Genomic DNA, 26,137 nt, shown 5'->3' on the forward strand with positions numbered 1-26,137 from the left:
GATTTGTCATTCTGAATACAATGAAGAATCTTTTTCTTCAGTTTAACTGCTTTTTTTTAATGTGGGCAATTTAGTTTTAATGTTTTCTTGTGTTAAGGATCTTTCGCTGGGCTCAGGATGACATTGCGGGGATTTGTCATTCTGAATGCAATGAAGAATCTTTTTCTTCAGTTTAACTGCTTTTTTTAATGTGGGTAATTTAGTTTCAATGTTTTTTTGTGTTAAGATCCTTCGCTGGGCTCAGGATGACATTGCGGGGATTTGTCATTCTGAATGCAATGAAGAATCTTTTTCTTCAGTTTAACTGCTTTTTTTAATGTGGGTAATTTAGTTTCAATGTTTTCTTGTGTTAAAGATCCTTCGCTGGGCTCAGGATGACATTGCGGGGATTTGTCATTCTGAATGTAATGAAGAATCTTTTTCTCCAGTTAACTGCTTTTTTTAATGTGGATAATTTAGTTTTAATGTTTTCTTGTGTTAAAGATCCTTCGCTGGGCTCAGGATGACATTGCGGGGATTTGTCATTCTGAATACAATGAAGAATCTTTTTCTCCAGTTTAACTGCTTTTTTTAATGTGGGTAATTTAGTTTCAATGTTTTCTTGTGTTAAAGATCCTTCGCTGTGCTCAGGATGACATTTGGGGGATTTGTCATTCTGAATGCAATGAAGAATCTTTTTATCAGTTGTATTTTCGATAGCATTAGTTTAGTGGGGGTGTTTTTTATCGAAAATCCTTCATTATACCCAGAAATACAGCGCAAACAAATACGCCAAGCTTTTCTTACATTTGCCAACAACATATGATTAAACTACGTATTATCTTTTTTCTGCTGTTTGCAGCAAGCAACATTACCTACGCACAACTCTCTACCCAGGAAATTGCGCTATTGAAAACCAATATGGTTAAAGCAGTAGAAAATGCTAAACTCACCGATTCTTTATTTGCCAGACTGAATAAACTGCCTAATAAAACAGCATTGGTTATGGGTTACCTGGGTACTTTGGAAGCACTCAAAGCCAAACACTCCTGGAATCCATACAATAAGATCAAATATGTAAGCCGATCGCTAAAAACCATGCAAAAGGCAATAGATATGGATAAGGAAAATATGGAAATACGTTTTATGCGTTTTTCAATCGAATTTTATACACCTTCCTTTCTCGGTTTCAGTAAGGATTTGGCCCAGGATAAAAAAGAGATTGTAAAACATTACCAAAATGAAAACTTTGGTCTTGCCGATCGCGAACTGGTTAAAAATGTAGCTAAATTTATGATCGACAGTAAAAAATGCAGTTCTGCTGAAGTTAAAATTTTGACAAAACATCTTTAGAATGAATTATATCTATTTACTTATTAATATTGCCGTAATTTTTTTTCCGCTGGTTTTATCATTCGATAAAAAGGTTCATTTTTTTAGCAAATGGAAGTTTGTATTTCCCGCCATATTGCTTACCGGTATTGTATTTTTAATTTGGGATATCTTATTTACCAAGCTCAATGTATGGTCTTTTAATCCTCGTTACATCATCGGCGTAAATCTTCTTGGCTTGCCTTTGGAAGAGATTTTATTCTTTTTAACTGTTCCGTATGCCTGTATTTTTATTTACGAATGTTTAAATGCCTATTTTCCAAAAAATGAGCTGCAAAAATATAGCCTTGCGTTAAGTAATCTGTTTCTGGGGCTTTGTGTGGCCATTTTATTTTTTGGTTATAACAGGTGGTATACGCTGATCAACTTTGGCTTTTTATTCATCGTGCTGGCCTATGTAGAATATGTAAATGTGGAGTTTAGGTTGATGTACAAATTTTACAGGGCTTACCTGGTTTCGCTTATTCCTTTCTATATTGTAAATGGTTTTTTAACAGCTATTCCGGTAGTGATGTACAATAATAAAGAAAATATAGGTTTTAGGGTTGGGACCATACCTTTTGAAGATCATTTTTATCTGATGGGGCTGTTGCTGATGAATATCTACCTTTATGAGGTTTTTAAAAGCAGGGCTGTTAAAAAGCATGCATAAGATTCAACATTCATCACCAGGAGAAATCAGCTGATTTTACCATATAAGATATTGTAGTAAATAAGCTCATATGTATCTTATATTTCTCATATGGTTGGATATTGAGAAATTAGCGTTCAGTAATTCTTGGTGGTTTGCAGCCCCGCTTTTCATTTCAAGTTCTCGCTGCGCTCCGGGCTTTCCATTGCATCCGATAGCTATCGGATCGGGTTTATTAACAATGGTTTCTGCACCCTGCCAACCCCGAAAATTAAATGCTGTTTTGGCCAACTAGCCCCGGTTGAAGCGATACCCTGCAGCAACGAGGTACGAGGCAGCGAAGCGTATAAGTGTAAAGCGGGAACACACTTATTGATTTGTACAAGCATTGCGCTCCAGAATATGAAGATTGATTTATAAATATTAGTGTAAAGGTTTTCAACTCTGCTCAGACTGAGACTTTTCATTGATCTTTGCCTCCGCGATGGTTCGTGTCATCACGAAACATATTTCTGCGCCTTGCCAACCCTAAATATGAAACACTGTCTCCCGCCACCTGGCCCCGGTTGGAGTGGTACCCTGCAGCAACGAGGTACGAGGCAGCGAAGCGTACAAACGTAAAGCGGGAAGAAACGTATTGTTATGTACAAGCTGCGCGCTCCACAAAAGTTTAGCCCTGTTTTATACCATCTTAAGATAGGGTTAAAAATCTTTTCTTTATCTTCAGCGCGAAATTAACCCAATGGATTTACCAAGTTATACCAAACAACAACTTGCTTTGCGGAACGGACAGGATAAGCCCCAAATCTGGGTAGCTTATAAAGGTTTGATTTATGATATGACGGATAGCAGATTGTGGAAGAACGGGAAACATTACGAGCACTGGGCCGGGCAGGACCTAACTGACGAACTGCCAGATGCACCTCACACTGAAGCTGTTTTTGAAAAGTTTGTCCCGATAGCCATACTCGCTAAACCAAATTAATTTTAGTAAGCCAAATTTTTCTGTTTAAGGATTTTACCCAATAAAAAACCGCAGTTTATAAGAAATTGGTCTTAAAATCTGCGGCTTAATTTATCTGCGTTATGCAACTGGTAGCTGCTTATTGAAAACTGTGAATTGTTTAAGCTTCTATTGTAAAAGAACTTAAGTTCACAAATTCTTGAATCCTTGCGGCAACTTCTTCATCGGTTAAATTCAATAACTTTTCTGTTCCAAACTTCTCTACACAGAAAGAAGCCAGTGCAGAGCCATAAATAATTGCATTTTTCATGTTGTTGAAGTTGATGGTGCCCACCTTAGCCAAATAACCGATAAAGCCTCCTGCAAATGTATCGCCGGCACCTGTCGGGTCGAAGACTTCTGCCAAAGGTAAGGCAGGAGCAGAGAAAATCTGATCTTCATGGAATAACAGTGCGCCATGCTCACCTTTTTTAATGATCAGGTATTTTGGACCCATAGCAAGGATTTTCTTCGCAGCTTTTACCAGTGAATATTCGCCCGAAAGCTGACGTGCCTCGGCATCATTAATGGTTAATACATCTACCATTTTAATGGTTTCCAATAAATCATCCATCATGATATCCATCCAAAAGTTCATCGTATCCATCACGATTAATTTTGGGCGGTTTTTAAGGCGTTTAATGACCGTTTGCTGCACCTGGGGAGTTAGGTTGCCCAGCATCAGGTATTCGCAGTCCTGATAGCTCTCTGGGATAATCGGGTCGAAATTTTCCAGCACATTCAACTCCGTAATTAAGGTGTCGCGGCTATTCATGTCGTTATGGTATTTGCCCGACCAGAAAAACGATTTTTCACCAGCTTTAATCTGTAGTCCTTCGGTATCAATACCATGTTTGGTGAAGGTGTCGATGTCTGATTGATGGAAGTCATCACCCACCACAGCTACAATTTTTGCTTTATTATAAAAGTAAGAAGCGGCTAAACTGGCGTAAGTTGCAGCACCACCAACAATTTTATCTGTTTTTCCGAAGGGAGTTTCAATAGCATCAAAAGCTACAGTACCTATGATTATCAGGCTCATATATATGTATTAAATTTTTTTTAAAATTTTTCACTGCAAATATTGCATAAATAATTTAAAAGCCCTAATATTGCATTCCCAAAACGAACAAGCGTGTGTTTGCTGAAAAGTTTAAACAAGCTGTTTTTTGGATAGCCGGATTCCTTCTTAGCTCAGCCGGTTAGAGCATCTGACTGTTAATCAGAGGGTCGCTGGTTCGAGCCCAGCAGAAGGAGCTAAACCCACAATGAAAATTGTGGGTTTTTTGCATTTAAGACTTTTTTTACGGCCTCTTAACTCACCCGGTTATAGTCCCGTATGTCGGGATTAATCAGAGGGTTGCTGGTTCGAGCCTAACAGAAGGAGCTCCAAATCCACAACGGGAGTTATGGATTTATGGGTGGCATAAATTTTACTTTCTGATTAGCTGATAGCCTGGATCGGCAATAACCTTTACTTTTTGGGCATCGGCTGCAATAGGATGTTCTCCCTGCCATACCATATGCCTGTTAAGCCAGATTTTGGATAATGGTGTTTTGCCGAATGGATTTATGGACTTAATAATTTCGAGTTCGAATTTGTCGTTTGGTCGGTATTTAAAGTTCCGTTTCAGGTAAAATGGTTTAATGGAACCATCTTGATTTTTAATACTTCTGGTGCAATGCTTGTCCATTCTCCTAAAATATGGTATCTAATTTCTGTTAATGCCATGTTTCCATGGTTACAAACGAGGACTTAAAGACAGTTTAGACCTTGCAGGTTTCGAAAAACGGCGAGGTCTGACACATCAGATCCCCTCACATTCAACCATATAACTCGTGTAACATTATAAATAGTTAATCTATGGATTTTGTAGATTAAATATTTATCAATATGTTTGCGCTGATCATGAATGCAACAATAATACGCCAAACATCCTCTACCGCTGAAATTAATCTTAAACGCGCTGTTTTAAATATCTTTTTCCATGGGAATATGTGCTGTTGTTGATTTCGATTTTTCCCAAAAGCTATAGATTAACGTATGGTACCCTAAAAACCTGACCACCAATTTCCCTTAAATATGTGTTAAAATTATTGCCAAAAAAGAACCGGCAAGGAAGCCTCGCCGGTTATCACGGAATATCAGTTCTGTAACGCCAATCACGCACTGATACCCATACAGCTTTATCCAATGAATTGAATCATTAATATAAAACCCGTTAAATATGGAAATATTTCTCCATAAGAAAAAACAATTCTTACTGGCTTGTCTCGTTTTGCTCCTAACTGTGCCGGCCATACCCTTTAAAATTTTTGCCCAGGTTGAACCACCGCCGCTCATTAACTCCAAACTGGCAGGTACGGTAATCGATTCTTTAACCAAACAGCCTTTACCCGGTGTTGTAGTTCGCATTAAAGGCGTTACACACGTCGTTTCGACCGATGGTGATGGAAAGTTTACATTTGTAACCGGCCAGAAACTGCCGTACACTTTGATCCTGAGTTCTGTAGGTTACGAAACCAAGGAAATTGTGGTGAGTACCAGCCCTACAACCATCAGGTTAAAAGAAGTAAACAGTCAGCTAAATGATGTAGTAGTGGTAGGCTATGGCACCCAGACGAGAAAATCGTTAACGGGCTCGGTTTCTACCATCGCAGTAGATGAAGTAAGGGCCAAACCAACCGCTACTTTTGCCGAGCAGTTGCAGGGTAAAGCACCGGGTTTGCAGGTAAGCACTTCTACCGGTGTGCCGGGCGATGGGATGTTTATCCGCATCCGTGGTACAACTTCTATCAATGCCAGTAACGACCCTTTGTACGTAATTGATGGCGTTTATGTAAACAGCGGATCATTACAGCGCATTACTACACAAGGGCAGGCCAATAACCCGTTATCCGATATTAGTCCGGATGATATTGAAAGTGTTACCGTTTTAAAAGATGCAGATGCAACGGCCATTTACGGTGCCCGTGCAGCCAATGGGGTAATTGTGATTACCACCAAACGCGGTAAATACAACACTGCACCAAAAGTAAGTTTAAGTGCTTATGTAGGCGTGGCAAAAGTACCTAAATTATGGGATCTGGTAACAGGGCCGCAACATGCCGAACTGATCAACGAATTTTACCGCAATTCAAACGCCGATGCCATCGCCATTGCTGCCGCAAACGGAACAAGTCCTGCAATTACCTACAGATTTCAGCCTTTTAGGGCATTAAGCGATAACCCTACTGCTTCACCCGCTCCACGTGGTTTGCCACAGGACCAAAATACTTACGACCGTTTAAGTAAAGCTTTCCGCACCGGGCTTTTGCAGAATTACGATATTTCTGTTTCGGGTGGTAATGATAAAACCACTTATTATATCGGCGGTGGTTTAAACAAACAGGAAGCTACCCTTAAAACAAACGATTTTAGAAGGGGGAGTTTTAAACTGAACCTCGATCAGAAAATAAACGATTACGTAAAAATCGGAACAAGTAATATCCTCACGCAAACTTACCGCACCAACGCACGTGTAGGCGATGGTCCGCAGGGTGGGATTTTACAATCGGCCCTCCATACACCAACCTATCTCCCGGAGTTTAATGCCGACGGAACACCTGGTAAATGGGCCGGTTTTGATAACCTTGATGTGTTGCTCAATAATACCAACATGAACAGCACCAGTAACAGGTTGATCAGTAACTTGTATGGCGAGGTAAATATTACCAAAGATTTAACCTTTAAAACCAGCTGGAGTGTTGATTATAACCAGTATAACGAGTTTCAATACTGGAACAGTTTAACTAACCTGGGTATCGCAAACAAAAACTTAGGCACTTCTAGCGTAAGTAATAATACCATCTGGACGAACGAACAAACCTTGAATTATAATCATGTTACCGGCAAACATACTTTTGGTGCTTTAATCGGTAATTCGTTACAGGGATCGATTTCCAACCAAACTTTAGCACAGGGGACCAATTTTCCGAACGATTCGTTTCAGCAGATCGCATCTGCAGCTACAACAACTTCATCAGCTTCGGAAACGCAATATAGATTATCTTCATTTTTCGCCCGCTTAAATTATAATTACGGTAGGAAATACTATGCTGTATTCAGTATTCGTGCCGATGGTTCTTCGCGTTTTGGTGCCAACCATCAATGGGGATATTTCCCCTCGGCAGGTTTGGCATGGCGTGTTAAACAGGAAAACTTCTTAAAAGATGTTGCTGTAATTTCCGATTTAAAACTCCGCGGAAGTATCGGCGTAACCGGAAACCAGAACGGAATCAACGATTTTGCTTCGCGTGGTTTATGGGGTGCTGGAGCCAATTATCAGAACAATCCGGGTACGGTGCCATCGCAATTGGCTAATCCCGATCTGAAATGGGAAAGCACCCGTCAGGCCAATATCGGTTTCGATTTAAGTTTTTTTAAAGACCGTTTGACTTTAAGCGGTGATGTTTACGATAAATACACCAGCAACCTGCTGCTTAATCTGCCGCTGGCTTCGAGTAAAGGATTTTCTTCTATCCTCACCAATGCCGGCGAAATGAGCAATAAAGGACTGGAACTGAACATCAGCAGTGTTAACCTCGATGGTGCATTTAAATGGAGCACCACTTTCAATATTTCGCGCAATATCAATAAAATAGAAAAATTGCCTACACCTGTGGTAGCTGCTTATGCCGCCGAACGCATGGTGCAGGGTTTATCCATGTATACTTTCTTTGTGTACAATCAGCTTTATGTTGATCCACAGACCGGAAATGCCGTGTACGAAGATGCTGACAAAAATGGCGTAATCAACGCGAACGATATTGTTCCGGTAGGTAATGCATTACCTAAATTTAATGGTGGTTTAACCAATAACCTCAGCTATAAAGGTTTCGATTTATCGGTGTTTTTCAACTTCGTTTATGGCAACAAGGTGTATAACAATAACAACTATTTTCTTGAAGGGGGGGGTACCCGCGATGCCAACAGGGCGATGGATGTGTACCAGTTAGACCGCTGGCAGAAACCCGGCGATATTACCAATATGCCAAGGTTAACCGCTTACGGACAGAATTATACTTTAAGCCCAACCAGCCGCAACATTGAAGACGGATCTTTCCTTCGCCTGAGCAATGTAACCCTCGGTTATAACCTGCCTAAAGAATTTGTCAAAAAAGCCAGGATGAATTCGGTAAGAATCTATGCAAGCGGTTCAAACCTTTGGTTATGGACTAAATATAAAGGTCCGGATCCGGAGATCAATGTGTCATCATCGGCTACCGTACTCGGTTACGATCTAGGTACACCACCTGTGCCACGTACTTTCCAGATAGGTGCAAACATTACTTTTTAAACCGAATAATCATGAAAAAAGTTATATACATATTCGCAGTCATTATCCTGTTCACTTCCTGCAAAAAGTTTCTGGAGGTACAGCCCCAGTTGCAGGTAGATCAGGATCAGGCCATCATTAATGCCGGTACTGCGGCCACTGCAGCAAATGGTTTATTTAACCTGCTGGCGGCCAACAGTTATTACGGCTCAAACTTTCCGGCGCTTTCTTATTTATCGGCCGGAGATATACAATGGTCGGGTTCACAATCTGATCCCAATGAAATTACCAAACACCTTACTTCTGCTACCAATGGTTATGTGCAATCGGCATGGACGGCCATTTACAAAACTATATCTCAGGCCAATTATATCATTGATAAGGTACCCACTGTTAATGATCCGCTGCTTACCACAACGTTGAAAAATCAATACCTCGGTGAAGCTTATTTCGTACGTGCACTAGCCTATTTCGATTTGGCACGTGGTTGGGGTGGTGTACAGCTGATTTTAAAAGCAACCAATAACTCATCAGATAACAGTGGTATTCCACGCAGTAGTTTGGCTGATACTTATGCGCAGGTGCTAAAAGATTTAAACGCTGCCGAAACTTTGGTGCCAACAGCACTAAACCGTAACCGTGTAAGCCTGCGCACAGTACAAGCGTTAAAAGCAAGGTTTTATCTCTACCAAAAAAACTGGGCGCTGGCCGAGCAATTTGCAACGTCAGTAATTAACGACAATGCAAATTATTCGCTTGTAGCACCTTACAGTGCATTTTTTGCCAATAATGCCGTAACCACAAACGAATCGGTACTCGAACTGGCCTATACCACATCTAATACCAACGGACACAGCAACTGGTGGTTGCCACCGGCTTTGGGCGGACGTAGAGAGTGGTCGCCGAATGATGCTTTGGTTGCTTTGTTAAATAACCCGGCAATTGGCGGTAACCGCAATACTTTAATTGCACAAACCGCGCCTCCGGGTAATTTATGGTATGGCAAATTATATTACCGTAATCCATTAGGTACCGATCCGGCTTATGTGATCCGTGTTTCCGAATTATACCTCATCCGTTCTGAAGCAAGGGCACAACAAGGCAACCTGACTGGTACAAACAGTGCACAAACCGATTTAAATTTGGTGCGTGGCCGTGCCGGACTTGGTGTAACTACTGCGGCTACCTTAAATGAGATTTTATTAGCACTCGAAAAAGAACGACAGGTAGAATTCCCTTTCGAAGCCGACCGCTGGTTTAACCTGGTACGTACAGACCGTGCACAGGCTGTGCTGGGCCTGCCAGATAAACACCTGTATCTTTTCCCGATTCCTTATAACGAAACATTGGTTGATCCGCAATTGGCAGGAGGAAACCGTAACCCTGGTTATTAAAAAAATGATCATGAAAAAACTAAGCATTTTTCTTTTGGCCCTAGCCGCATTCGGTTACTCGGCCTTAGCCCAATCGTCGCCCATTACCGTGAAAAAATCTGATACCAGACACGGTCCCGAAAAAGGCAGTCTGTTGATTATTGGGGGTAATGTGGGTTCACAACGCGATATCTGGGAGAAATTTACCGAACTGGCCAGAGGCAAAGATAAAGCCGTATTGGTAGTGGTTACTACCGCATCAGGCGATTCGGCAGCTTATGATAAAAAAGGGGTAGAAGAGGTAAAACGCCAAACAGGTATCAAAAACGTAACCCTTTTCCATACCAGCGATTTTAAGGAAGCCAATAGTGAAAAGTTTATCGCCCCTTTAAAAAATGCAACCGCAGTTTATTTTGAGGGTGGCCGCCAGTGGCGCATTGCCGATTCGTACCTCAATACCCTTACCCATCAGGCATTTATTGATGTGCTGAATAGGGGAGGTGTAATTGCAGGCAGCTCGGCAGGGGCGAGTATCATCGGTTCTTTTTTATGGAGGGGCGATACCCAGGGTGCACAGATTTTAGTGGGCGACCATACGCAGGGTTTGGGATTTCTTAAATATTCGGCCATCGATCAGCATTTGTTGGTGCGTAACCGCCAGTTCGATCTGGTTGATTTTATCCGCAAGGCGCCTGATTTTATCGGCATTGGTTTAAACGAAGCAACAGCCATTTTGGTGCAGCGCGATACCCTCCAGGTACTCGGACATTCTTTTGTGGCCATTTACGATTACAATACCATCATCAACAATGGCGAAAAACATGTGGTAAATAACCGCGAAGATTTTACGGCTTCGAATGGTCCGTTTTTCTTCCTTGGCGCTGGGCAGAGATATGATTTGGCCAAAAGGCAGGTAATTAAAGAACCGCGCAAATCGGGTAAGGCACACGACGATCAATAACCTTAAAAAATAAAGCAATGAGTAATACCAACATAGCATCGCCACCTGTATGGATGGATAGGGAAAAGCTGATATTCAGGTTCTTTTTCCTCTTTTTTATCCTTCAGGCTATTCCTTTAAGTGTCGATTTTTTTAAAATTGTTTTTGGTTTTAATTGGTTTCACATCAGCTACGGCGATATTTTTAACCTTACGCGTTTATCCGCAAAATTTCTTCCCGGTGCCGATAGTTTTATCAACTGGATTATCGTTGCAATAATTGCAATAATTGGCGCGGTAGCCTGGGGTAAATCGAAGTACAAGGATATCGATTACGACCAGTTCTATTACTGGTTAAGGGTTGTGGTGCGCTACCGTTTGGCCATTGGGATTATCGGTTACGGATTTATCAAATTTTTCCCTTTGCAGGCCCCTTTCCCGTCTATCAGTAATTTAAATACCAGTTATGGCGATTTTACCGACTGGAAAATATTTTCGATGAGTTTGGGCATCGTACCTTCTTACGAAGCATTTTTAGGCGCAATAGAAATCCTGGCGGGTTTATTATTATTCTTCCGCAAAACAGCCACCATTGGGGCAGCCATTATCCTCATATTTACCGGAAACGTATTTGTATCAAATCTGGCTTACGAAGGGGGTGAATTTGTATATGCCACTTACCTGGTTACTTTCGCGCTTTTTGTACTCTGGTTTGATGCACAGCGGATTTATAACCTGGTATCGCTCGAGCGGCCAACATTACCAAATAGTTTTAAACCACAATTTGTAGGGAAAATTAAAAGCCTGCGTTTGGTGCTTAAAATACTGGTTATTTTCTTTTTTGTTTTCCTTTATGGTTTTAAAACCTATTCGGGTTTTCATCACGATCCTTACCAGTTTCCACGAACCAAAGGTTTAGCCAAAGCTGCAGGTATTTACAATGTGAGTGAGTTCAGGATCAATGGTCGTGTGTTGCCTTATGCTGTTGCAGATTCAGTTCGTTGGAAAGATGTGGTATTCGAGAAATGGGCCACCATCAGCGTGCGTTCCGATCGGAAGGTAATTGTTGATTCGGCAAATTACGAACAGGTATTCAAAAACGATAAAGACCGCGATTACGAACTGGCAGGTACCGCCGGAAGACATTATTACAGCTATACTATCGATTCTGTAAACCATGTTTTGCTGTTGGACAACAAAAATCCACACTACAAGGGCGAACAGTTGCGGTTAAGTTATAGCCGCCCCGATAGTGCTACGGTGATCCTTTCGGGTACCAATCAACACCGCGATTCGATTTACGTGGTACTGAACAAAATCGATAAAAAATATCCATTAAAGCTTAGCCGCCGCAAAGCACTTAAACTATAAAAGCTTAATGTTATGTCTGAAATAATACAACAGGATATAGAAAATGAAACAACAGCACAACAGGCTGCAGCTAAAAAGCCATGGTCGGGCCAAAAGAAATTTGGCTTCCGTGTGCTATTTATTTTCTTCCTCGCCATGTCTATCCCTTTTTCGGCCAATTGGTATAAAAATGTTTTTACCCTGGATTGGTCGAGGCCGCATTACCGCGATCTGTACGATATCGCCCGTTTCCAGCCCAGTTTTTTGTCACTTTTTGGCGGGCAGCGTTCGCGAGATATTACCGATTCGCCATCAGGCGATGAAACTGCTAAAAAAGACAGTGCGAGGAAAAATAAAGCAGAAAAAGCTGACACTAAAAAAGAAAATGCTAGAGCTTTGCCACCAAAAAGAAGTTTTCTGGCCGATTATGTAGATTGGGGCATTGCACTGGTATTTGCACTTGTAGGTGCATTGATCTGGACGGCTTTCGACCGCAAAAGCAAATCTTATCACATTCTTTACTATTGGATCAGGGTGGTGGTGCGTTACCGCGCCGGAATCGGCATTATTGGCTTCGGTTTTACCAAACTTTTCCCTACACAGATGCCTTATCCCTCACTGGGTCTGCTCAACAGTAATTTTGGCGATTTTACCGCTCAAAAAATATACTGGCTTTCGGTAGGTGTGGTGCCCTGGTACCAGGTTTTTGGTGGCGTGGTCGAAATAGTTGCCGGTGCCATGCTTTTCTTCCGTAAAACCAGCACTTTTGGCGCTATTTTATTAGCTGCAGCACTGGGCGATATCACTTTTGTAAATTATGCTTATGATGGCGGTGTACATGTTTACGCGTTTTATTTTGTGCTGCTCGGGCTGTTTATTGCTGCCGATGATTTTCCTAAATTATACAACCTGCTCATTCTCGAACGTTATACCGTTCCGTTCAGGGTATACCCCAATTTTAGAAAACCATGGCTTAAATACAGCCGCATTACCTTAAAAGTACTCACTTTTGTGATCTTTTTTGGTGTACTTACCTATACCGAGGTAATCAATTTTAAATATGATCCTTACAAACAGCCTGCAACCGCAGGCGTTAAAAAACTAAGGGGGAATTACCGCGTAAGTGAGTTTAAAATCAATGGAGAAGTGATCCCGTTTAATCCGCTCGATTCTACAAGGTGGCAGGAAGCCACTTTCGAAAACTGGACCACGCTTACTTTTAAAATCAACCGTCCGGTACTTATCGATCCTTCAAACGGTGGCGGTAGCCCGATGCGCGATATCCAGCGTACTTTCGAAATCAGCGGTGTTGCCGGTGGACAAAGAGCATTTCACTATTATGCCGATACCGTAGATAAAGTGCTTTACCTGCAGGATAAAAATGTGATGGCTTTACGAGGCGGACGCAAAGGTGCCGACAAGGCTAAAGAGGCAAACCCAAAAGAAGATAACTGGATAAGCAAAACGGCATGGCAGCATATAGGTGATGAAAATAAAATGATCGATAAAGCTGCCTGGTCTACCCGCCGGGATCGCGAATTTGAGGAAAAACCGAGGGAAGTAAAACGCCAACGTATGGTATTGAAATACGATACTACTGATGGTTCGAGGGTTATCCTTTCAGGTATTAACGAGCGAAAAGACTCCATTTATGTGGTGCTTGATCGTGATGACAGGCAGTATGTATTGCCAAAAAGCACGTTGAGCGCAGGTAAATATTAAGGCGATGAACAAAAAAATGGTACTCATACTCGTATGCCCTGTAATGTTGTTATTGATGTCGCTAAAAATGGCATTTATACCCATGCATGCTCAATTGCCATTAACCGATAGCTTAAAGCGGCCTGCAAAATTTGGTTTTGGCCGCCCCGCTACCGCACAGGAAATTGCGGCATGGGATATCGATGTTCGTCCCGATGGGAAAGGACTACCGGCAGGGCAGGGCGATGTAAAAAAAGGAAAGTTATTGTACGCTCAAAAATGTGCAATGTGCCATGGCGTTAATGGTACCGAAAAACCAGGTGTAAAACTCCCGGGTAATGCTTTGGTGGGCGATACATCGGCCACCAGCAAACCCAAAACCATTGGTAATTACTGGCCTTATGCTACTACTTTGTTCGATTATATGCGCCGCGCCATGCCTTACAATATGCCTGGCTCGTTAAGTAACGATGAAGTGTACAGCATAACCGCCTACCTGCTCAATGCCAACAAAATTATCAAAGCAGGTGTGGTACTCGATGCTAAAAACCTTTATAAAATAGTAATGCCGGCAAAAAAACTGTTTATTATGGACGACCGCAAAGGAGGGCCTGAAATAAAGTAATGGAAAAGCTCGATAACAAAGATCAGAAAAAAGCGACTGGTAAAATCAGCAGGCGAACCTTGTTGGGCGGGGTAATTGCTGCTGCAGTTTTACCTGTACAATCGTTATTTGCTGATGAAATACAGCATGAAGTGCCGGTTCTTCCTGAAATTGCCGATGATCCGACTAAAATTGTTGGTCCCGGGCCTAGTCCGTTGGGGAAACGTTCTCCATTCGAGCAACCTGTGCGCAAACCTTCCGATATTTCTTCGCGTACTCCTTTGCAGGATCTGCACAGCACCATTACCCCGGCCGATTTACATTTCGAACGTCATCATGCAGGTATTCCAATCATCGATCCCACAAAACACGAATTACTTATTCACGGCCTGGTCGAAAATCCAATGAAATTTACCTTTGCCGATATCAAAAGGTTTCCATCCGTTACCCGTACCTGTTTTATCGAATGTGCCGGTAATTTTCGTACGGGTAAAACCGAAATGACCCCACAGGATATTTTGGGGCTCACCAGCCAGAGCGAGTGGACAGGTGTAATGCTCTCTACCCTATTCAACGAAGTGGGTATCAGCGATAAAGCCAAATGGTTTCTGGCCGAAGGTTCGGATGCAGCCATGATGACCCGCACCATCCCCATCGCAAAAGCATGGGATGATGCCATGATTGTTTATGCACAGAATGGCGAAGCGATACGGCCCGAGCAGGGTTACCCGATGAGGTTACTTTTGCCTGGTTTTGAAGGCAATATGAATATCAAATGGTTGAGGCGGATCGAACTTTCGGAAGAACCCTACATGACTCGGGAAGAAACGTCAAAATATACTTACCCTGTAAAAGATAAAATCAGAATGTTTAGCTTTGAGTTGGATGCGCGTTCCATTATCACCTATCCATCTTATCCCCAAAAGGTAAATAAGGGCTGGATAGAAATCCGTGGAATTGCCTGGAGTGGTAGAGGAAAGGTAGAAAAAGTTGAAATAAGTACCGATGCCGGTAAAACCTGGCAATTGGCCAATTTACAGGAACCCGTGTTAAGTAAAGCACATACTTATTTCAGGTACCTGTGGGATTGGCAAGGGGAAGCCACTGAAATATTAAGCCGCGTTACCGACGAAACAGGCTATTTGCAACCAACTTTGGCACAATTAGCAGAAGCCCGTGGTGTAAACCTGGGGGGATACCACATGAACCCCATTACGGCATGGCAGATTAAAAACGACGGGACAGTTTTATTTAAACCGGAAACCATAAAATAACCAGATGAAACCAGAAAAACGGGATTATGATGCAATTGTAGTAGGATCGGGGCCAAACGGACTGGCTGCGGCCGTTCTTTTGCAGCAACAGGGACTTTCCGTTTTAATTATAGAAGCTAAAAACGTAATCGGTGGCGGATTGAGCTCTGCTGAACTTACCTTGCCCGGTTTTACGCACGATGTATGCTCGGCCATCCACCCGATGGCATTGGCCTCCCCATTTTTTAAAACGCTGCCTTTGGCGAAGCATGGATTAGAATACCTGCAACCTGCTTTGGCTGCGGCGCATCCTTTTGATGACGGTACTGCTGCCATACTCGATCATTCCATCCAAAAAACGGCTGGATATTTAGGTGCCGATGCCAAAACCTATACTTCATTGATGGAAAACATCACGGCAGCATGGCCACTGATTGATGAAGATGCTTTAGGGCCCTTACATTTCCCTAAACATCCATTGACCATGGCAGGTTTTGGCCTTAAAGCATTAACCAGCGCTACAGGTTTTGTTAAACGTTTTAAAGAAAAATATGCCCGCGGACTTTTTGGCGGAATGGCCGCACACGCCATACAACCTTTAAGCAATTTAAGCACCACAGCCATTGGCTTGGTATTATTGGCCGGTGGGCACCTTAAGGGCTGGCCGATACCTAAAGGCGGATCGAAATTTATTGCAGAGGCATTAGCGGCTTATTTTAAATCGCTTGGCGGCAAAATCGAAACGCGAACTTTTGTTACTTCTTTAGATCAATTGCCTTCAGCCCATGCGGTGCTTTTTGATGTTACCCCGAAACAATTATTGCAAATTGCAGGACATAAATTTTCCAGTATTTACAAATGGCAACTCGAGCGTTACCGTTATGGTATGGGCGTATTTAAGGTAGATTGGGCACTGGATGGTCCTATTCCGTTTACTGCCGAAGAATGCCGGGGCGCAGGAACCATACATTTGGGTAATACTTTTGAAGAGATTGCCGCAGGCGAACGGATGACCAGTAAAGGCCAGCAGGCAGAAAAGCCTTTTGTGCTTTTGGCACAGCAGAGTTTATTCGATCCTTCGCGTGCGCCTGAAGGGAAACAAACGGCCTGGGCTTATTGCCATGTTCCAAACGGATCAAAAAAGGATATGACAGCTATTATCGAAAATCAGGTGGAGCGTTTTGCTCCTGGCTTTAAAGATCGGATTTTGGCCAAACATACCATGAATACCGAACAGATGGAAGCGCACAACCGCAACTATATCGGAGGCGATATTAATGGGGGTATATTAGATCTCGGACAATTGTTTACAAGACCGGCTTTAAGATGGTCGCCATATAAAACTTCTGCCAAAGGACTGTACATCTGCTCATCGTCTACTCCACCGGGAGGTGGTGTGCACGGAATGTGCGGCTACAATGCTGCAAAAAGAGTATTGAACGATATTTTCAATATAAAAATCAGATAACCACAAATAAAAAACGATGTCAACACAAAACAACGCTTCGGGAACTACAGGAGCTTTAACAGATGCAGGGATCACGCCCGACAAAAAAACATTTTTACAATCGCTTACCGAAGATTGGTGGGCAGTAATTTTAGGAACAATCATTATTGCCACTGTACTTTATTTAATCAATAGCGGCACAACCATTACTTTACCGGCTTATAAATGGGCTACTTCGGAAGATTTGTTTGGTAAAATCCTTTCAGGGCACAATTTATTACTCATTTTAGAAACAGGTGCTGTTTTTCTGGCACTTGCTTCCATCGCCATCGGCCTATCGGGTGGTAATGTGGCCAGGTTTGCTGCAGGTTTTTCGCTCATCTACTTTTTCGCCATTATCGCTTTCATTATTGGGGGCAACAAAAACGTATCTTATTTCGGGTTGGAATATGTGGTTTTTGCCTTGTTGATCGGGATTCTACTTGGTAACGTGGTAAAACTGCCCGAATGGTTAAAAGAAGCGGTACGCTCCGAATTTTACATTAAAACCGGTCTGGTAATTTTAGGAACCACCATTTTATCGGCTGATTTAATCAAAGCCGGTTTGCCTGGCATTGTGCAGGCCGTTATCGTGGTAACAGCCGTTTGGTTTTTTTCGCTTTGGTTGAGCCGTAGGCTAAAAGTGGACGATGAATTTGGTGTGATTTTAGCATCTGCCGTATCCATTTGCGGCGTTTCTGCGGCGATAGTTGCAGCAGGAGCCATTAATGGCGATAAACGAAAACTATCCTACGTAACTACTTTGGTGTTAATTATGGCCATCCCGATGATGGTAATCCAGCCCTGGGCGGTGAGGTATTTTCACATCCCTGATGTAATCGGCGGAGCTTGGTTGGGTGGAACATTGGACACCACGGCAACCGTTACGGCGGCAGGCGATTTAGTTGGACCAATTGCGGTTAAAGCAGGGGTAATTGCCAAATTCTCGCAGAATGTATTTATCGGTGTAGCGGCATTTTTTATCGCCATCTGGTGGGCCTATAAAAAACCAAAAGGCGAAGCCGGCGAAGTTTTGCCCAAAGCTAAAAGCCCGGGTTTGAAAATCGTATGGGAACGTTTCCCGAAATTTGTACTTGGGTTTGTTGCCGCATCGTTGGTATTCTCTTTCCTGCTGTCGCCTGCTACCGCGAAAAGTGTTGCACCAACCTTAAACGGATTACGTACCGTTTGGTTCGCCATTGCCTTTATCTCCATCGGTATGGAAGCCAAATTTTCATCATTGGTAAAATTACAGGGAGGGCGGCCGGCATTTACTTTCGTAACTGCACAGATTTTTAACATCTTCTGGACGCTTTTATGGTCGTATATCCTGTTCGGTGGGTATTTATTCCCTGTGCCTGATTTTAAATAATAAAGATTTACTTCCCTTACACCTCGGTCCGTGTCTTCACGGACCGAAATAAAACCTGCTGTTATTGTGAGCGCAGTGAATACCTGAATGGAAATTACAGGTGGCGAAATCGCCGTTACGACCACATGTTTACTTACCAGAATGGTGCGCAATCATATTATGCCGCAAGGGCTTTCCGTGGTTTATTAAAAGTATAATTACGATAACAACTTTTCGTAACAGAAAAAACGTAATCCGGGGCGCTTGGCTAAGCTAATTTCGCCACTAAACTGATAACCAAGTTTTGGAAACAGTGCTTGAGTGGCCATATTTTTACTGTTGGTGTCTACCCTTAAGATAGAGATGCCAGAGTATTTGGCTACCTCTTCAGCCTGATTCATTAAGGCTCTGGCAATACCTTTTCCCTGGCAGTCAGGATCAACAGCCAAACGGTGTGTAACAATCGCTTTTTCGGTAATGTCCCAACCAGCATCGGCATATTCGGGATCTTGGTCTGTTGTAATTGCCGAGATACCAACAATTTTGTTTTCCAGTTCAGCTACCCACAACTGACCTATTGTAATATCGTTGGCAAATATTTCAGGATTAGGGTAATCATCTCCCCATTGAAAATTTCCGGTCGCACGCATCAAAGGTACAACCTTGCGAACCAGTAACATTATAAATGGTATATCTTCTGTAACAGCTAATCTTAATCTCATGAGCGCAAAGATAGGGAATAGGTTCATTAGTTCATTTGTCATTTGGTTAGCATAGGGCCTAGCTGTAAAATGGTTAATTGTTTAAATCGGTGCTAAACTTCTAACTGCTTTGATCGACTTCGGACTCCAGACTAAAGACTTCGGACTCACTGCCAAGCAAATCTTCATCAAATCTTCATCTTTCTGTCTGATATTTGAGCATATCGCTCTTCTTACTATTCCGGCTTCGAAAGGGCTGTTAAGGAATTGTTTCCCTATTGTTTCATTCCGATTTTCATATTGTTAACCTAAGGTTAAACTTAATTTGATGTTAATATTGAGTTAACATTAAGACTGTTGCTTTGTGCCAAAATAAAACAACAAAAAATGAAATCACGTATACTATCTCTGATAAGTATTCTTGTACTCCTGGTCACTTTTGCTCAGGCGCAGGTTACAACATCTAGTATTAATGGAAAGATTAAGGATAATAAAGGCATCATCCCTGGCGCAACCATTGTTATGGTACATGTTCCTACAGGAACAGTATCTAAAGGTTCGTCAAACGAATCTGGACTTTACCGCATCGGCAACTTAAATCCTGGCGGGCCATACAAAATCACCGTAACCTTTGTAGGTTATAGCCCGGTAGTAAAAGAAAATATTTATTTAACCCTTGGCTCAGATGTAAAACTTGATCTTGATCTACAGGAACAGGGCAATCAGTTGGCCGAAGTAAGTGTTAAAGGCCAAAAGGGTGGAACAAAATCTGGTGCGGGTACCAGCATTGGCGAAGGCCAGATTAAAACCCTGCCTACCATGAACCGCAGTTTGCAGGATGTTACCCGTGTAACGCCTCAGGGCAGTAAAGATAATACCTTTGGTGGTACCAATTTCAGGTACAATAACGTAACCATTGATGGTGCAATTAATAATGATGCGATAGGCTTTAGCCCTTCATTGGGAGGACAGAGCGGAAGTTCCGGTATGCCGGGAAGCAGTACACGTACCAATCCGGTTTCGCTTGATGCGATTCAGGATGTTACTGTTCTACTTTCACCTTACGATGTTAAAGTGGGTAACTTTTTAGGTGGTAGTATTAACGCGGTTACGCGTGGTGGTACCAACGAGGTAGTGGGGTCGGTTTATGGTTATGGCCGTAATGCATCATTAATCGGTAGAAATAAAATTGGCGATAACAGCAAAGAGCCATCGGCTTTTCACGATTATCAAACTGGTTTCCGTGTTGGTTTTCCAATTATAAAAGATAAATTGTTCTTCTTTACCAACGAGGAAATTACCCGCCGTCAGGATCCGGTAATTTTAGGTGCAGGATCATCTGATATGAAATTGCTCACCTTATCTGAAGCACAACAAATTTCTGACCGCATGAAAAATGCTTATGGATTAGATGCAGGTGCTTACGGCAATTATAATATCTATTCACAATCTAACAAATTCTTTAACCGCTTAGATTGGAATATCAGTGAAAATACCCAGTTAACCATCAGAAATAACACCATTATCTCAAAAGCAACAAACTTAGAAAGAGATCAGTCTAACTTTAGGTTTGGTGGTATCGATTTTAAACAGAACAATAACCAAACTTCGACGGTTGCCGATCTCAAAACCCGTTTTGGAAATTCAGCGACCAATAATTTAATTGTTGGTTATTCAACCGTTCACGATTACCGTGATCCGCTTTCTAATCCAGCTGTACCGCAAATCGAAATTGCGTCTAATGGTGGAACATTGTTTTTAGGTACCGACCGTGAGGCCAGTATCTTCAACATGAAACAAAATACTTTCGAATTTACCGATAACTATACGTATAGCAAAGGTATCCATACTTTTACCGTTGGTACACACAATGAGTTTTATAACATCAATTATGGTTTTGTAAACTCATGGAATGGCCGTGTAGCCTACAGCAGCGTTGCCGATTTCTTAGCTAACCAGCCAAACAGGGTGCGTACGAGCTATAACTACGGTGATAACAGCCGTGATAATATTATTGCAAACCCAACAGCAAAGTTTAATGTAAACATGTACAGCGTTTATGGACAGGATGAAATCCGCCTGGGCGATCGTTTTAAATTAACACCGGGTTTGCGTTTTGATATGGCAAACCTGCCTGACATGCCATCTTTAAGTTCAAAAACCACCAACTCACCTGTTGATGCCAATTATGGTACAACTTATACTTACACACAGCCATCATCAATTACCGGAAAATTCCTGAACAAAATCCAGATTTCCCCACGTGTTGGTTTTAATTTCGATGTATTGGGTAACCAGAGTTTGGTTATGCGTGGTGGTACCGGTCTATTTACCAGTCGTGTGCCTTTTGCCTGGATTGGTTATGCGTATTACAACAATGGTGTAAACTACGGTGCTTTCGATAAATCGTATGTTTATGCGAATGCAGATCCAACAAAAATCGTTACTCCGGCAGCAGGTTCAGATCCGATTAAAGATGCTTTAACTGGTAATGGCGAAGCAGGTTACGTGACTAAACAAGGTGTTAATGTTAAAGATGCAAGCGGCGCTACGCAGGTAGACTTAGTGGATAATAACTTTAAAATGCCAAAGGCATGGAGAAGTAACCTGGCTTTTGATTATAAAACCGATGACCAGTGGAAATTTACAGTAGAGGGAATTTTTAGCCAGGTAATTAAAGATGTACAGTTCCAGCAGATCAACTATGTAGATAATCCAAAATACATGGTTTATGATACACAAAAACAACAGCCGATTTATTCTGGCTCCAAAATCAATCCATTATATACCAATGCATATTTATTATCGAACACCGATAAAGGTTATAAGTACAGTTTAACTGCCCAGGTGAGTAAATCACTTCCTATCGGTTTAGATATGATGGTGGCCTATACTTATGGAAGATCGAAAGATATTGCCAATGGTATCCGGAACTCAATGGAATCTAACTGGCAGTTAAACCAGGCGCTTAGCCCAAACAACCCGGGTTTGGCTTATTCTAACTTCGATATTCGCAACAGGATCATTTCAACCATCAATTACAGATTAGATTGGGCTAAAAACGGTAAATACATATCCAACTTCTCATTATTCTTCAGCGGTCAGTCGGGTTCTCCATACTCGTTGGGCTTAGTTAACACCAGGATCAATGGAACCGGACAAACGGTAAGTTTAATGTATGTACCGGCAGTTGGTGAAACACAGAAATTCTTTGCCAATACAGCTGATGGCATTGCACAGGCAGCTGCGTTTGATAACTACATCAACGGCGATAAATACCTGAGCAGTCGTCGTGGCGATTTTACAGAACGTAACGGTGCACGTACCCCTTGGAATGTTCAGGCTGATTTCCGTTTCGCTCAGGATATACAGGTGGCGAAAGGAAAACACCCTCATGTAGTTACAATAACTTATGATATTATTAACCTGACCAATTTGGTGAATAAAAATTGGGGCGTTCAATATTTCTCTCCTAATACTTATAACTCAATGGCTAGTATGGGTATCAAAGTTCAAACTGCAGGTACGCCAACCGCATATCCGGTATATACTTTTGCTCAAAAAGATGTAACCTCTTACTCAAAAGATTTCTTTGCCTCACGTTACCAGATGCAATTGGGATTGAGATATAGTTTCTAATCTTTTTTTAAATAAATATACATAACGGTCTGGCCTCAAAAAGGTCAGACCGTTTTTTGTTTATAGTTGGGTGTCAATCGGATAGTTATCGGATTCATTTCAAGGTCATAAGAGCAAAAAGGATGCTGACTACAAAGTAGATATCAGCCCTTTGCACCGTCTTGCCTCGGATCGCTGCCGCCAAAAGACTCTTTCCTGGCTGCCAAAAACAAACAAAAACCACCGGCTGAAAATTTATTCATTTGTTTTTGATAACTTTCATTTGCATTCATGAGAGATTCGCCGTTTTCTTTGGAAGTCAGTGGTTTGGCTGGCTCAATGGAACATGGAAAATTTGTTAGGCCGGGTCTTAGTTGAACGTGGACGAGGTACTTCGGCCTAGCTGGGTTGAAATACTAGTATGGTAATTATTACTGGCAATTAACCAATTAACCTTTTGCCCCATGCTAACCAAGAAACAATAAACAAGAAACAATAAACAAGAAACAATGACCAATGAACAAATGACCAATTAAACCTTTCCTATTTTCCTGCTGTCCAAATTAAACACACAGCGTAAAGCTTTGATTATTTTCACTTAAAAAGGTTAGGTTATGAAAAGGATTGTAAATGCGTTGCTCTTATTAATTATGGCGTTAAATTTCAGTGCATGCGTAGTGAATGCACGTGCGCCACGTGCCTAGTGGGTACCCGGACATTATCATGTTGGCCCTTACGGCGGCCGGCATTGGGTTCCGGGCCATTACCGTTAAAACTTACCGGTCGGTTTCTCGCCGACCGATTTTTGTGATGATTACTGTGTTTTTATTTCTGCGTGTATCTTCCCAAATCGAATAGAGAATCCTCTGCTTTGGTTCCTGCTGATTGAGCCGATTAACGTTGAATTTGATCTTTTTGCGCTGCAACGTCTCTCTGTTTCTCAGTAGTCAAAACCATTGTTTGCGATCACAATTGAGTATAACTAATGTGATGCTCCGTTTATATTATTGGAATAAAATAATACATTCGTGTTATCAATATCTATTCTAAGCATGCAAGAAGAAATTCTTTTACAGATTAGCGGAAAAATTAAGGAAAGGCGTAAGGCGCTCGGCATCACCGTTCAGGAGCTTGCAGATAAAGCAGAAGTAAGTAAAGGACTTATTTCCCAGATCGAAAATAGCCGTACTATTCCATCTTTAATGGTGCTGATGGATATTATTAAAAGTCTGGAGGTTGATCTGAACAGTTTTTTTAAGGGCATCAATTTTCATAAAAAAGATGCTCCTGTGCTGGTGAAAAGAAAAGATCAATATCAGCAATTCGAAAAAGAACAGGCAGTCGGTTTTAATTACTCACGTATCTTAACCAAGAATATTAAATTTTCTACGGCAGATTTTGTATTACTCGAGTTGGAAGTTAATGCACAGCGCCCAATGGTGAAAACCGAAGCCTTCGAATTTAAGTATATGATAGAAGGTAAGGTAGAATACCAGTTTTCGAACAAGAAAATTATACTAGAGAAAGGAGATTCTATGCTTTTCGATGGAAGGCTTTCCCATACCCCGGTAAACATTGGCGATGATAAGGCACTCATGCTGGTGATTTATTTCTTTGAATAATATTTCGAAGTTGATCATACCGCTCATTTGGTGATAAAGAAACATTCTCTGTACGAGAATTAACAATTTGATAATTTTAACAATGTTTACTAATAATAAACAATGTTTACTATTGTGTTTCTAAATGAAATACATATGTCAATCAAATTCGTGGTTTTCGGTATGGTAGGTAAAAGTATTAAAAAACGGCTTGTTGCAGGGCCAGCCTTTCAGATGGCCATATTATGTTTGGGTAAGAAGTATTGTCTGGATGCTGATAGCCAGGTATTTACAGGATATAAGCGGTTTCTAAGATGAATTTGCTTAATCTAGCACGCAAAAAAGCCCTCAACTGGCCTTATTGGCTTATTACGCTACTTGGAGGGATAGCTGCATTTGGTTGTTATACCTGTATGTATGCGTTTCGTAAAGCCTTTACTTCGGCTACTTTTGATCATCAGCAATTTTTGCATATCGATTATAAAGTTTGGTTGGTTGTTGCGCAAATGGTAGGGTATACCCTCAGTAAGTTTTATGGTATCCGTTTTATTTCAGAATCAGGTAAAAGTAACCGTGCCAGGAGCATCATCTTTCTGATTCTTTTTTCCTGGCTGGCGCTGCTTGGATTTGCCTTGGTGCCCGCGCCATATAACATTGTATTTCTTTTCCTAAACGGTTTCCCATTGGGCATGATCTGGGGTTTGGTATTTAGCTATCTGGAAGGCAGAAAAACAACAGAATTTATGGGCGCATTAATGTCCATCAGTTTAATATTTGCTTCAGGTTTTGTTAAAACGGTAGCCCGTTCGCTTATGTCGTTGGCTTTAGTAAGCGATTATTGGATGCCCTTTCTCACCGGACTGGTTTTCTTGCTTCCATTATTTGTATTTGTTTTTTGCCTGGAGCTCATTCCGCCACCCTCTAAGGAAGATCAGTTGCTGCGTACAAAAAGGGTACCGATGGATGCTAAACAGCGCCGAAAGTTTATCACTACATTTTTGCCAGGTATTATCTTAACCATTATCATCTACGTATTGCTTACCTGCATCCGCGATATGCGAGATAATTTCGAAGTCGAAATCTGGAATGGACTGGGGATTCATAATAACCACATCTACACGCAGATCGATTCGCTGATTTCTATTGTTGTATTGATGATGATGGGGCTTTTGATTTTAATTAAAGATAACCTCAAAGCCTTTACCGTTATCCATGTGATGATTATTGCGGGTTGTCTGCTGATTGGTGTGAGTACCTGCTTTTTTGATAAGGGTTACATTGGGCCTGTTAGCTGGATGGCATTATTGGGAATGGGGTTATATATGGCCTATATCCCTTATAATGCGATCTTTTTTGAACGGATGATTGCCAATTTTCATTATAAAAGTAACATTGGCTTCATTATGTATGTGGCCGATTCTATTGGTTATGTAGGTAGTTTTGCGGTGTTGATGATGCACGAATTTGGCGAAACAAATATCAGCTGGATGCACTTCTTTAAACAGTGTTTATTTACCGTGCCGCTCATTGGTGGGATTTGTAGTATACTCTCGCTCATTTATTTCAGAAGGAAAACATGGGTTGCCAATAAAAAGACACAGACCATGGGGCGGTTGATTTTAAGTGGAAAATAACATGCATGGGTTTATGTCTGCTGTCATTTTACCACGTAAGAAATACAAGGGCATTTGAGCTTAAATGTTTTATATGCCTAATTGTGGTTAAAAGTTGGGGTATGATGATCCTCGGTTTATCGTCATTATAAGAAGGCTTTTCCAGCCGGTGAACTAATCTTTATCGTGAGTGTAAAGGGCAAAAGGATTGAATAAAAGGCTGC

Annotated in this window: 20 protein-coding genes and 1 tRNA gene; 18 read left to right on the forward strand and 3 right to left on the reverse strand. The window is 41.7% G+C overall.

The features are described 5' to 3' along the window. Positions 1-801: 801 nt before the first annotated feature. The 3 genes from ABEG20_RS21245 to ABEG20_RS21255 all read left to right on the forward strand — a co-directional run bounded on the left by ABEG20_RS21245 (position 802) and on the right by ABEG20_RS21255 (position 2,987). On the forward strand, positions 802-1,332 hold the full coding sequence (locus ABEG20_RS21245) for a hypothetical protein (protein WP_406825212.1): 531 nt from the start codon (positions 802-804) through the stop codon (positions 1,330-1,332). 1 nt (position 1,333) lies between these two features. Beyond that, a complete protein-coding gene (locus ABEG20_RS21250) occupies positions 1,334-2,023 on the forward strand; it encodes a lycopene cyclase domain-containing protein (RefSeq protein ID WP_406825213.1) in 690 nt (229 codons plus the stop codon). Between the two features lie 721 nt (positions 2,024-2,744). Continuing rightward, positions 2,745-2,987: a cytochrome b5 domain-containing protein gene (locus ABEG20_RS21255; protein ID WP_406825214.1), complete on the forward strand. Its 243-nt coding sequence runs from the start codon at positions 2,745-2,747 to the stop codon at positions 2,985-2,987. A gap of 139 nt (positions 2,988-3,126) precedes the next feature. On the opposite strand, the gene ABEG20_RS21260 is transcribed toward ABEG20_RS21255, so the two are convergent. Then, positions 3,127-4,047 carry a PfkB family carbohydrate kinase gene (locus tag ABEG20_RS21260; protein ID WP_406825215.1) on the reverse strand — a complete coding sequence of 307 codons (921 nt, stop codon included), beginning with the start codon at positions 4,045-4,047 and terminating at the stop codon, positions 3,127-3,129. A 141-nt stretch (positions 4,048-4,188) separates the two neighbouring features. Between ABEG20_RS21260 and ABEG20_RS21265 the strand changes: the two genes are divergently transcribed. Continuing rightward, positions 4,189-4,262: transfer RNA gene (locus ABEG20_RS21265), tRNA-Asn, on the forward strand. 176 nt (positions 4,263-4,438) lie between these two features. Here ABEG20_RS21265 and ABEG20_RS21270 read toward each other — a convergent pair. Further along, entirely contained in the window at positions 4,439-4,699 is a 261-nt protein-coding gene (locus ABEG20_RS21270; protein ID WP_406825216.1) for a hypothetical protein, read from the reverse strand. A gap of 534 nt (positions 4,700-5,233) precedes the next feature. Between ABEG20_RS21270 and ABEG20_RS21275 the strand changes: the two genes are divergently transcribed. The 10 genes from ABEG20_RS21275 to ABEG20_RS21320 all read left to right on the forward strand — a co-directional run bounded on the left by ABEG20_RS21275 (position 5,234) and on the right by ABEG20_RS21320 (position 18,598). Further along, positions 5,234-8,344 carry a SusC/RagA family TonB-linked outer membrane protein gene (locus tag ABEG20_RS21275; RefSeq protein ID WP_406825217.1) on the forward strand — a complete coding sequence of 1,037 codons (3,111 nt, stop codon included), beginning with the start codon at positions 5,234-5,236 and terminating at the stop codon, positions 8,342-8,344. Positions 8,345-8,355: 11 nt separating this feature from the next. Continuing rightward, entirely contained in the window at positions 8,356-9,717 is a 1,362-nt protein-coding gene (locus tag ABEG20_RS21280) for a RagB/SusD family nutrient uptake outer membrane protein (RefSeq protein WP_406825218.1), read from the forward strand. A 10-nt stretch (positions 9,718-9,727) separates the two neighbouring features. Beyond that, a complete protein-coding gene (locus tag ABEG20_RS21285) occupies positions 9,728-10,657 on the forward strand; it encodes a cyanophycinase (protein WP_406825219.1) in 930 nt (309 codons plus the stop codon). A 17-nt stretch (positions 10,658-10,674) separates the two neighbouring features. Further along, positions 10,675-12,006 (forward strand): DoxX family protein, encoded by a 1,332-nt coding sequence (locus tag ABEG20_RS21290; RefSeq protein WP_406825220.1) that lies wholly within the window; start codon positions 10,675-10,677, stop codon positions 12,004-12,006. A gap of 12 nt (positions 12,007-12,018) precedes the next feature. After that, entirely contained in the window at positions 12,019-13,707 is a 1,689-nt protein-coding gene (locus tag ABEG20_RS21295) for a hypothetical protein (RefSeq protein ID WP_406825222.1), read from the forward strand. 4 nt (positions 13,708-13,711) lie between these two features. Next, complete coding sequence (locus ABEG20_RS21300; RefSeq protein ID WP_406825223.1) at positions 13,712-14,311, forward strand: c-type cytochrome; 600 nt, start codon at positions 13,712-13,714, stop codon at positions 14,309-14,311. Further along, positions 14,311-15,564 (forward strand): sulfite dehydrogenase, encoded by a 1,254-nt coding sequence (soxC, locus tag ABEG20_RS21305; RefSeq protein ID WP_406825224.1) that lies wholly within the window; start codon positions 14,311-14,313, stop codon positions 15,562-15,564. The genes ABEG20_RS21300 and soxC overlap by 1 nt, the downstream gene beginning before the upstream one ends. A gap of 4 nt (positions 15,565-15,568) precedes the next feature. Further along, positions 15,569-17,011, forward strand: a complete 1,443-nt coding sequence (locus tag ABEG20_RS21310; RefSeq protein WP_406825225.1) for a phytoene desaturase family protein — start codon at positions 15,569-15,571, stop codon at positions 17,009-17,011. Between the two features lie 16 nt (positions 17,012-17,027). Further along, on the forward strand, positions 17,028-18,401 hold the full coding sequence (locus tag ABEG20_RS21315; RefSeq protein WP_406825226.1) for a YeiH family protein: 1,374 nt from the start codon (positions 17,028-17,030) through the stop codon (positions 18,399-18,401). A gap of 83 nt (positions 18,402-18,484) precedes the next feature. After that, positions 18,485-18,598, forward strand: a complete 114-nt coding sequence (locus ABEG20_RS21320; protein ID WP_406827408.1) for a DUF4256 domain-containing protein — start codon at positions 18,485-18,487, stop codon at positions 18,596-18,598. Here ABEG20_RS21320 and ABEG20_RS21325 read toward each other — a convergent pair whose 3' ends face one another. Beyond that, entirely contained in the window at positions 18,599-19,102 is a 504-nt protein-coding gene (locus ABEG20_RS21325) for a GNAT family N-acetyltransferase (protein ID WP_406825227.1), read from the reverse strand. Between the two features lie 366 nt (positions 19,103-19,468). On the opposite strand from ABEG20_RS21325, the gene ABEG20_RS21330 reads away from it, so the two are divergent. The 4 genes from ABEG20_RS21330 to ABEG20_RS21345 all read left to right on the forward strand — a co-directional run bounded on the left by ABEG20_RS21330 (position 19,469) and on the right by ABEG20_RS21345 (position 25,934). Continuing rightward, the gene (locus ABEG20_RS21330; protein ID WP_406825228.1) at positions 19,469-22,720 is read left to right on the forward strand and encodes a carboxypeptidase regulatory-like domain-containing protein; all 3,252 of its coding nucleotides are present in this window, start codon (positions 19,469-19,471) and stop codon (positions 22,718-22,720) included. Positions 22,721-23,751: 1,031 nt separating this feature from the next. Beyond that, positions 23,752-24,321 carry a helix-turn-helix domain-containing protein gene (locus ABEG20_RS21335; protein ID WP_406825229.1) on the forward strand — a complete coding sequence of 190 codons (570 nt, stop codon included), beginning with the start codon at positions 23,752-23,754 and terminating at the stop codon, positions 24,319-24,321. 135 nt (positions 24,322-24,456) lie between these two features. After that, positions 24,457-24,618 (forward strand): hypothetical protein, encoded by a 162-nt coding sequence (locus tag ABEG20_RS21340; RefSeq protein ID WP_406825230.1) that lies wholly within the window; start codon positions 24,457-24,459, stop codon positions 24,616-24,618. Continuing rightward, positions 24,615-25,934 carry a DUF5690 family protein gene (locus ABEG20_RS21345; protein ID WP_406825231.1) on the forward strand — a complete coding sequence of 440 codons (1,320 nt, stop codon included), beginning with the start codon at positions 24,615-24,617 and terminating at the stop codon, positions 25,932-25,934. Before ABEG20_RS21340 ends, ABEG20_RS21345 begins: the two co-directional genes overlap by 4 nt. The last annotated feature ends 203 nt before the right edge of the window (positions 25,935-26,137 follow it).

Source organism: Pedobacter sp. KACC 23697 (assembly GCF_045348445.1).
Lineage (GTDB): Bacteria > Bacteroidota > Bacteroidia > Sphingobacteriales > Sphingobacteriaceae > Pedobacter.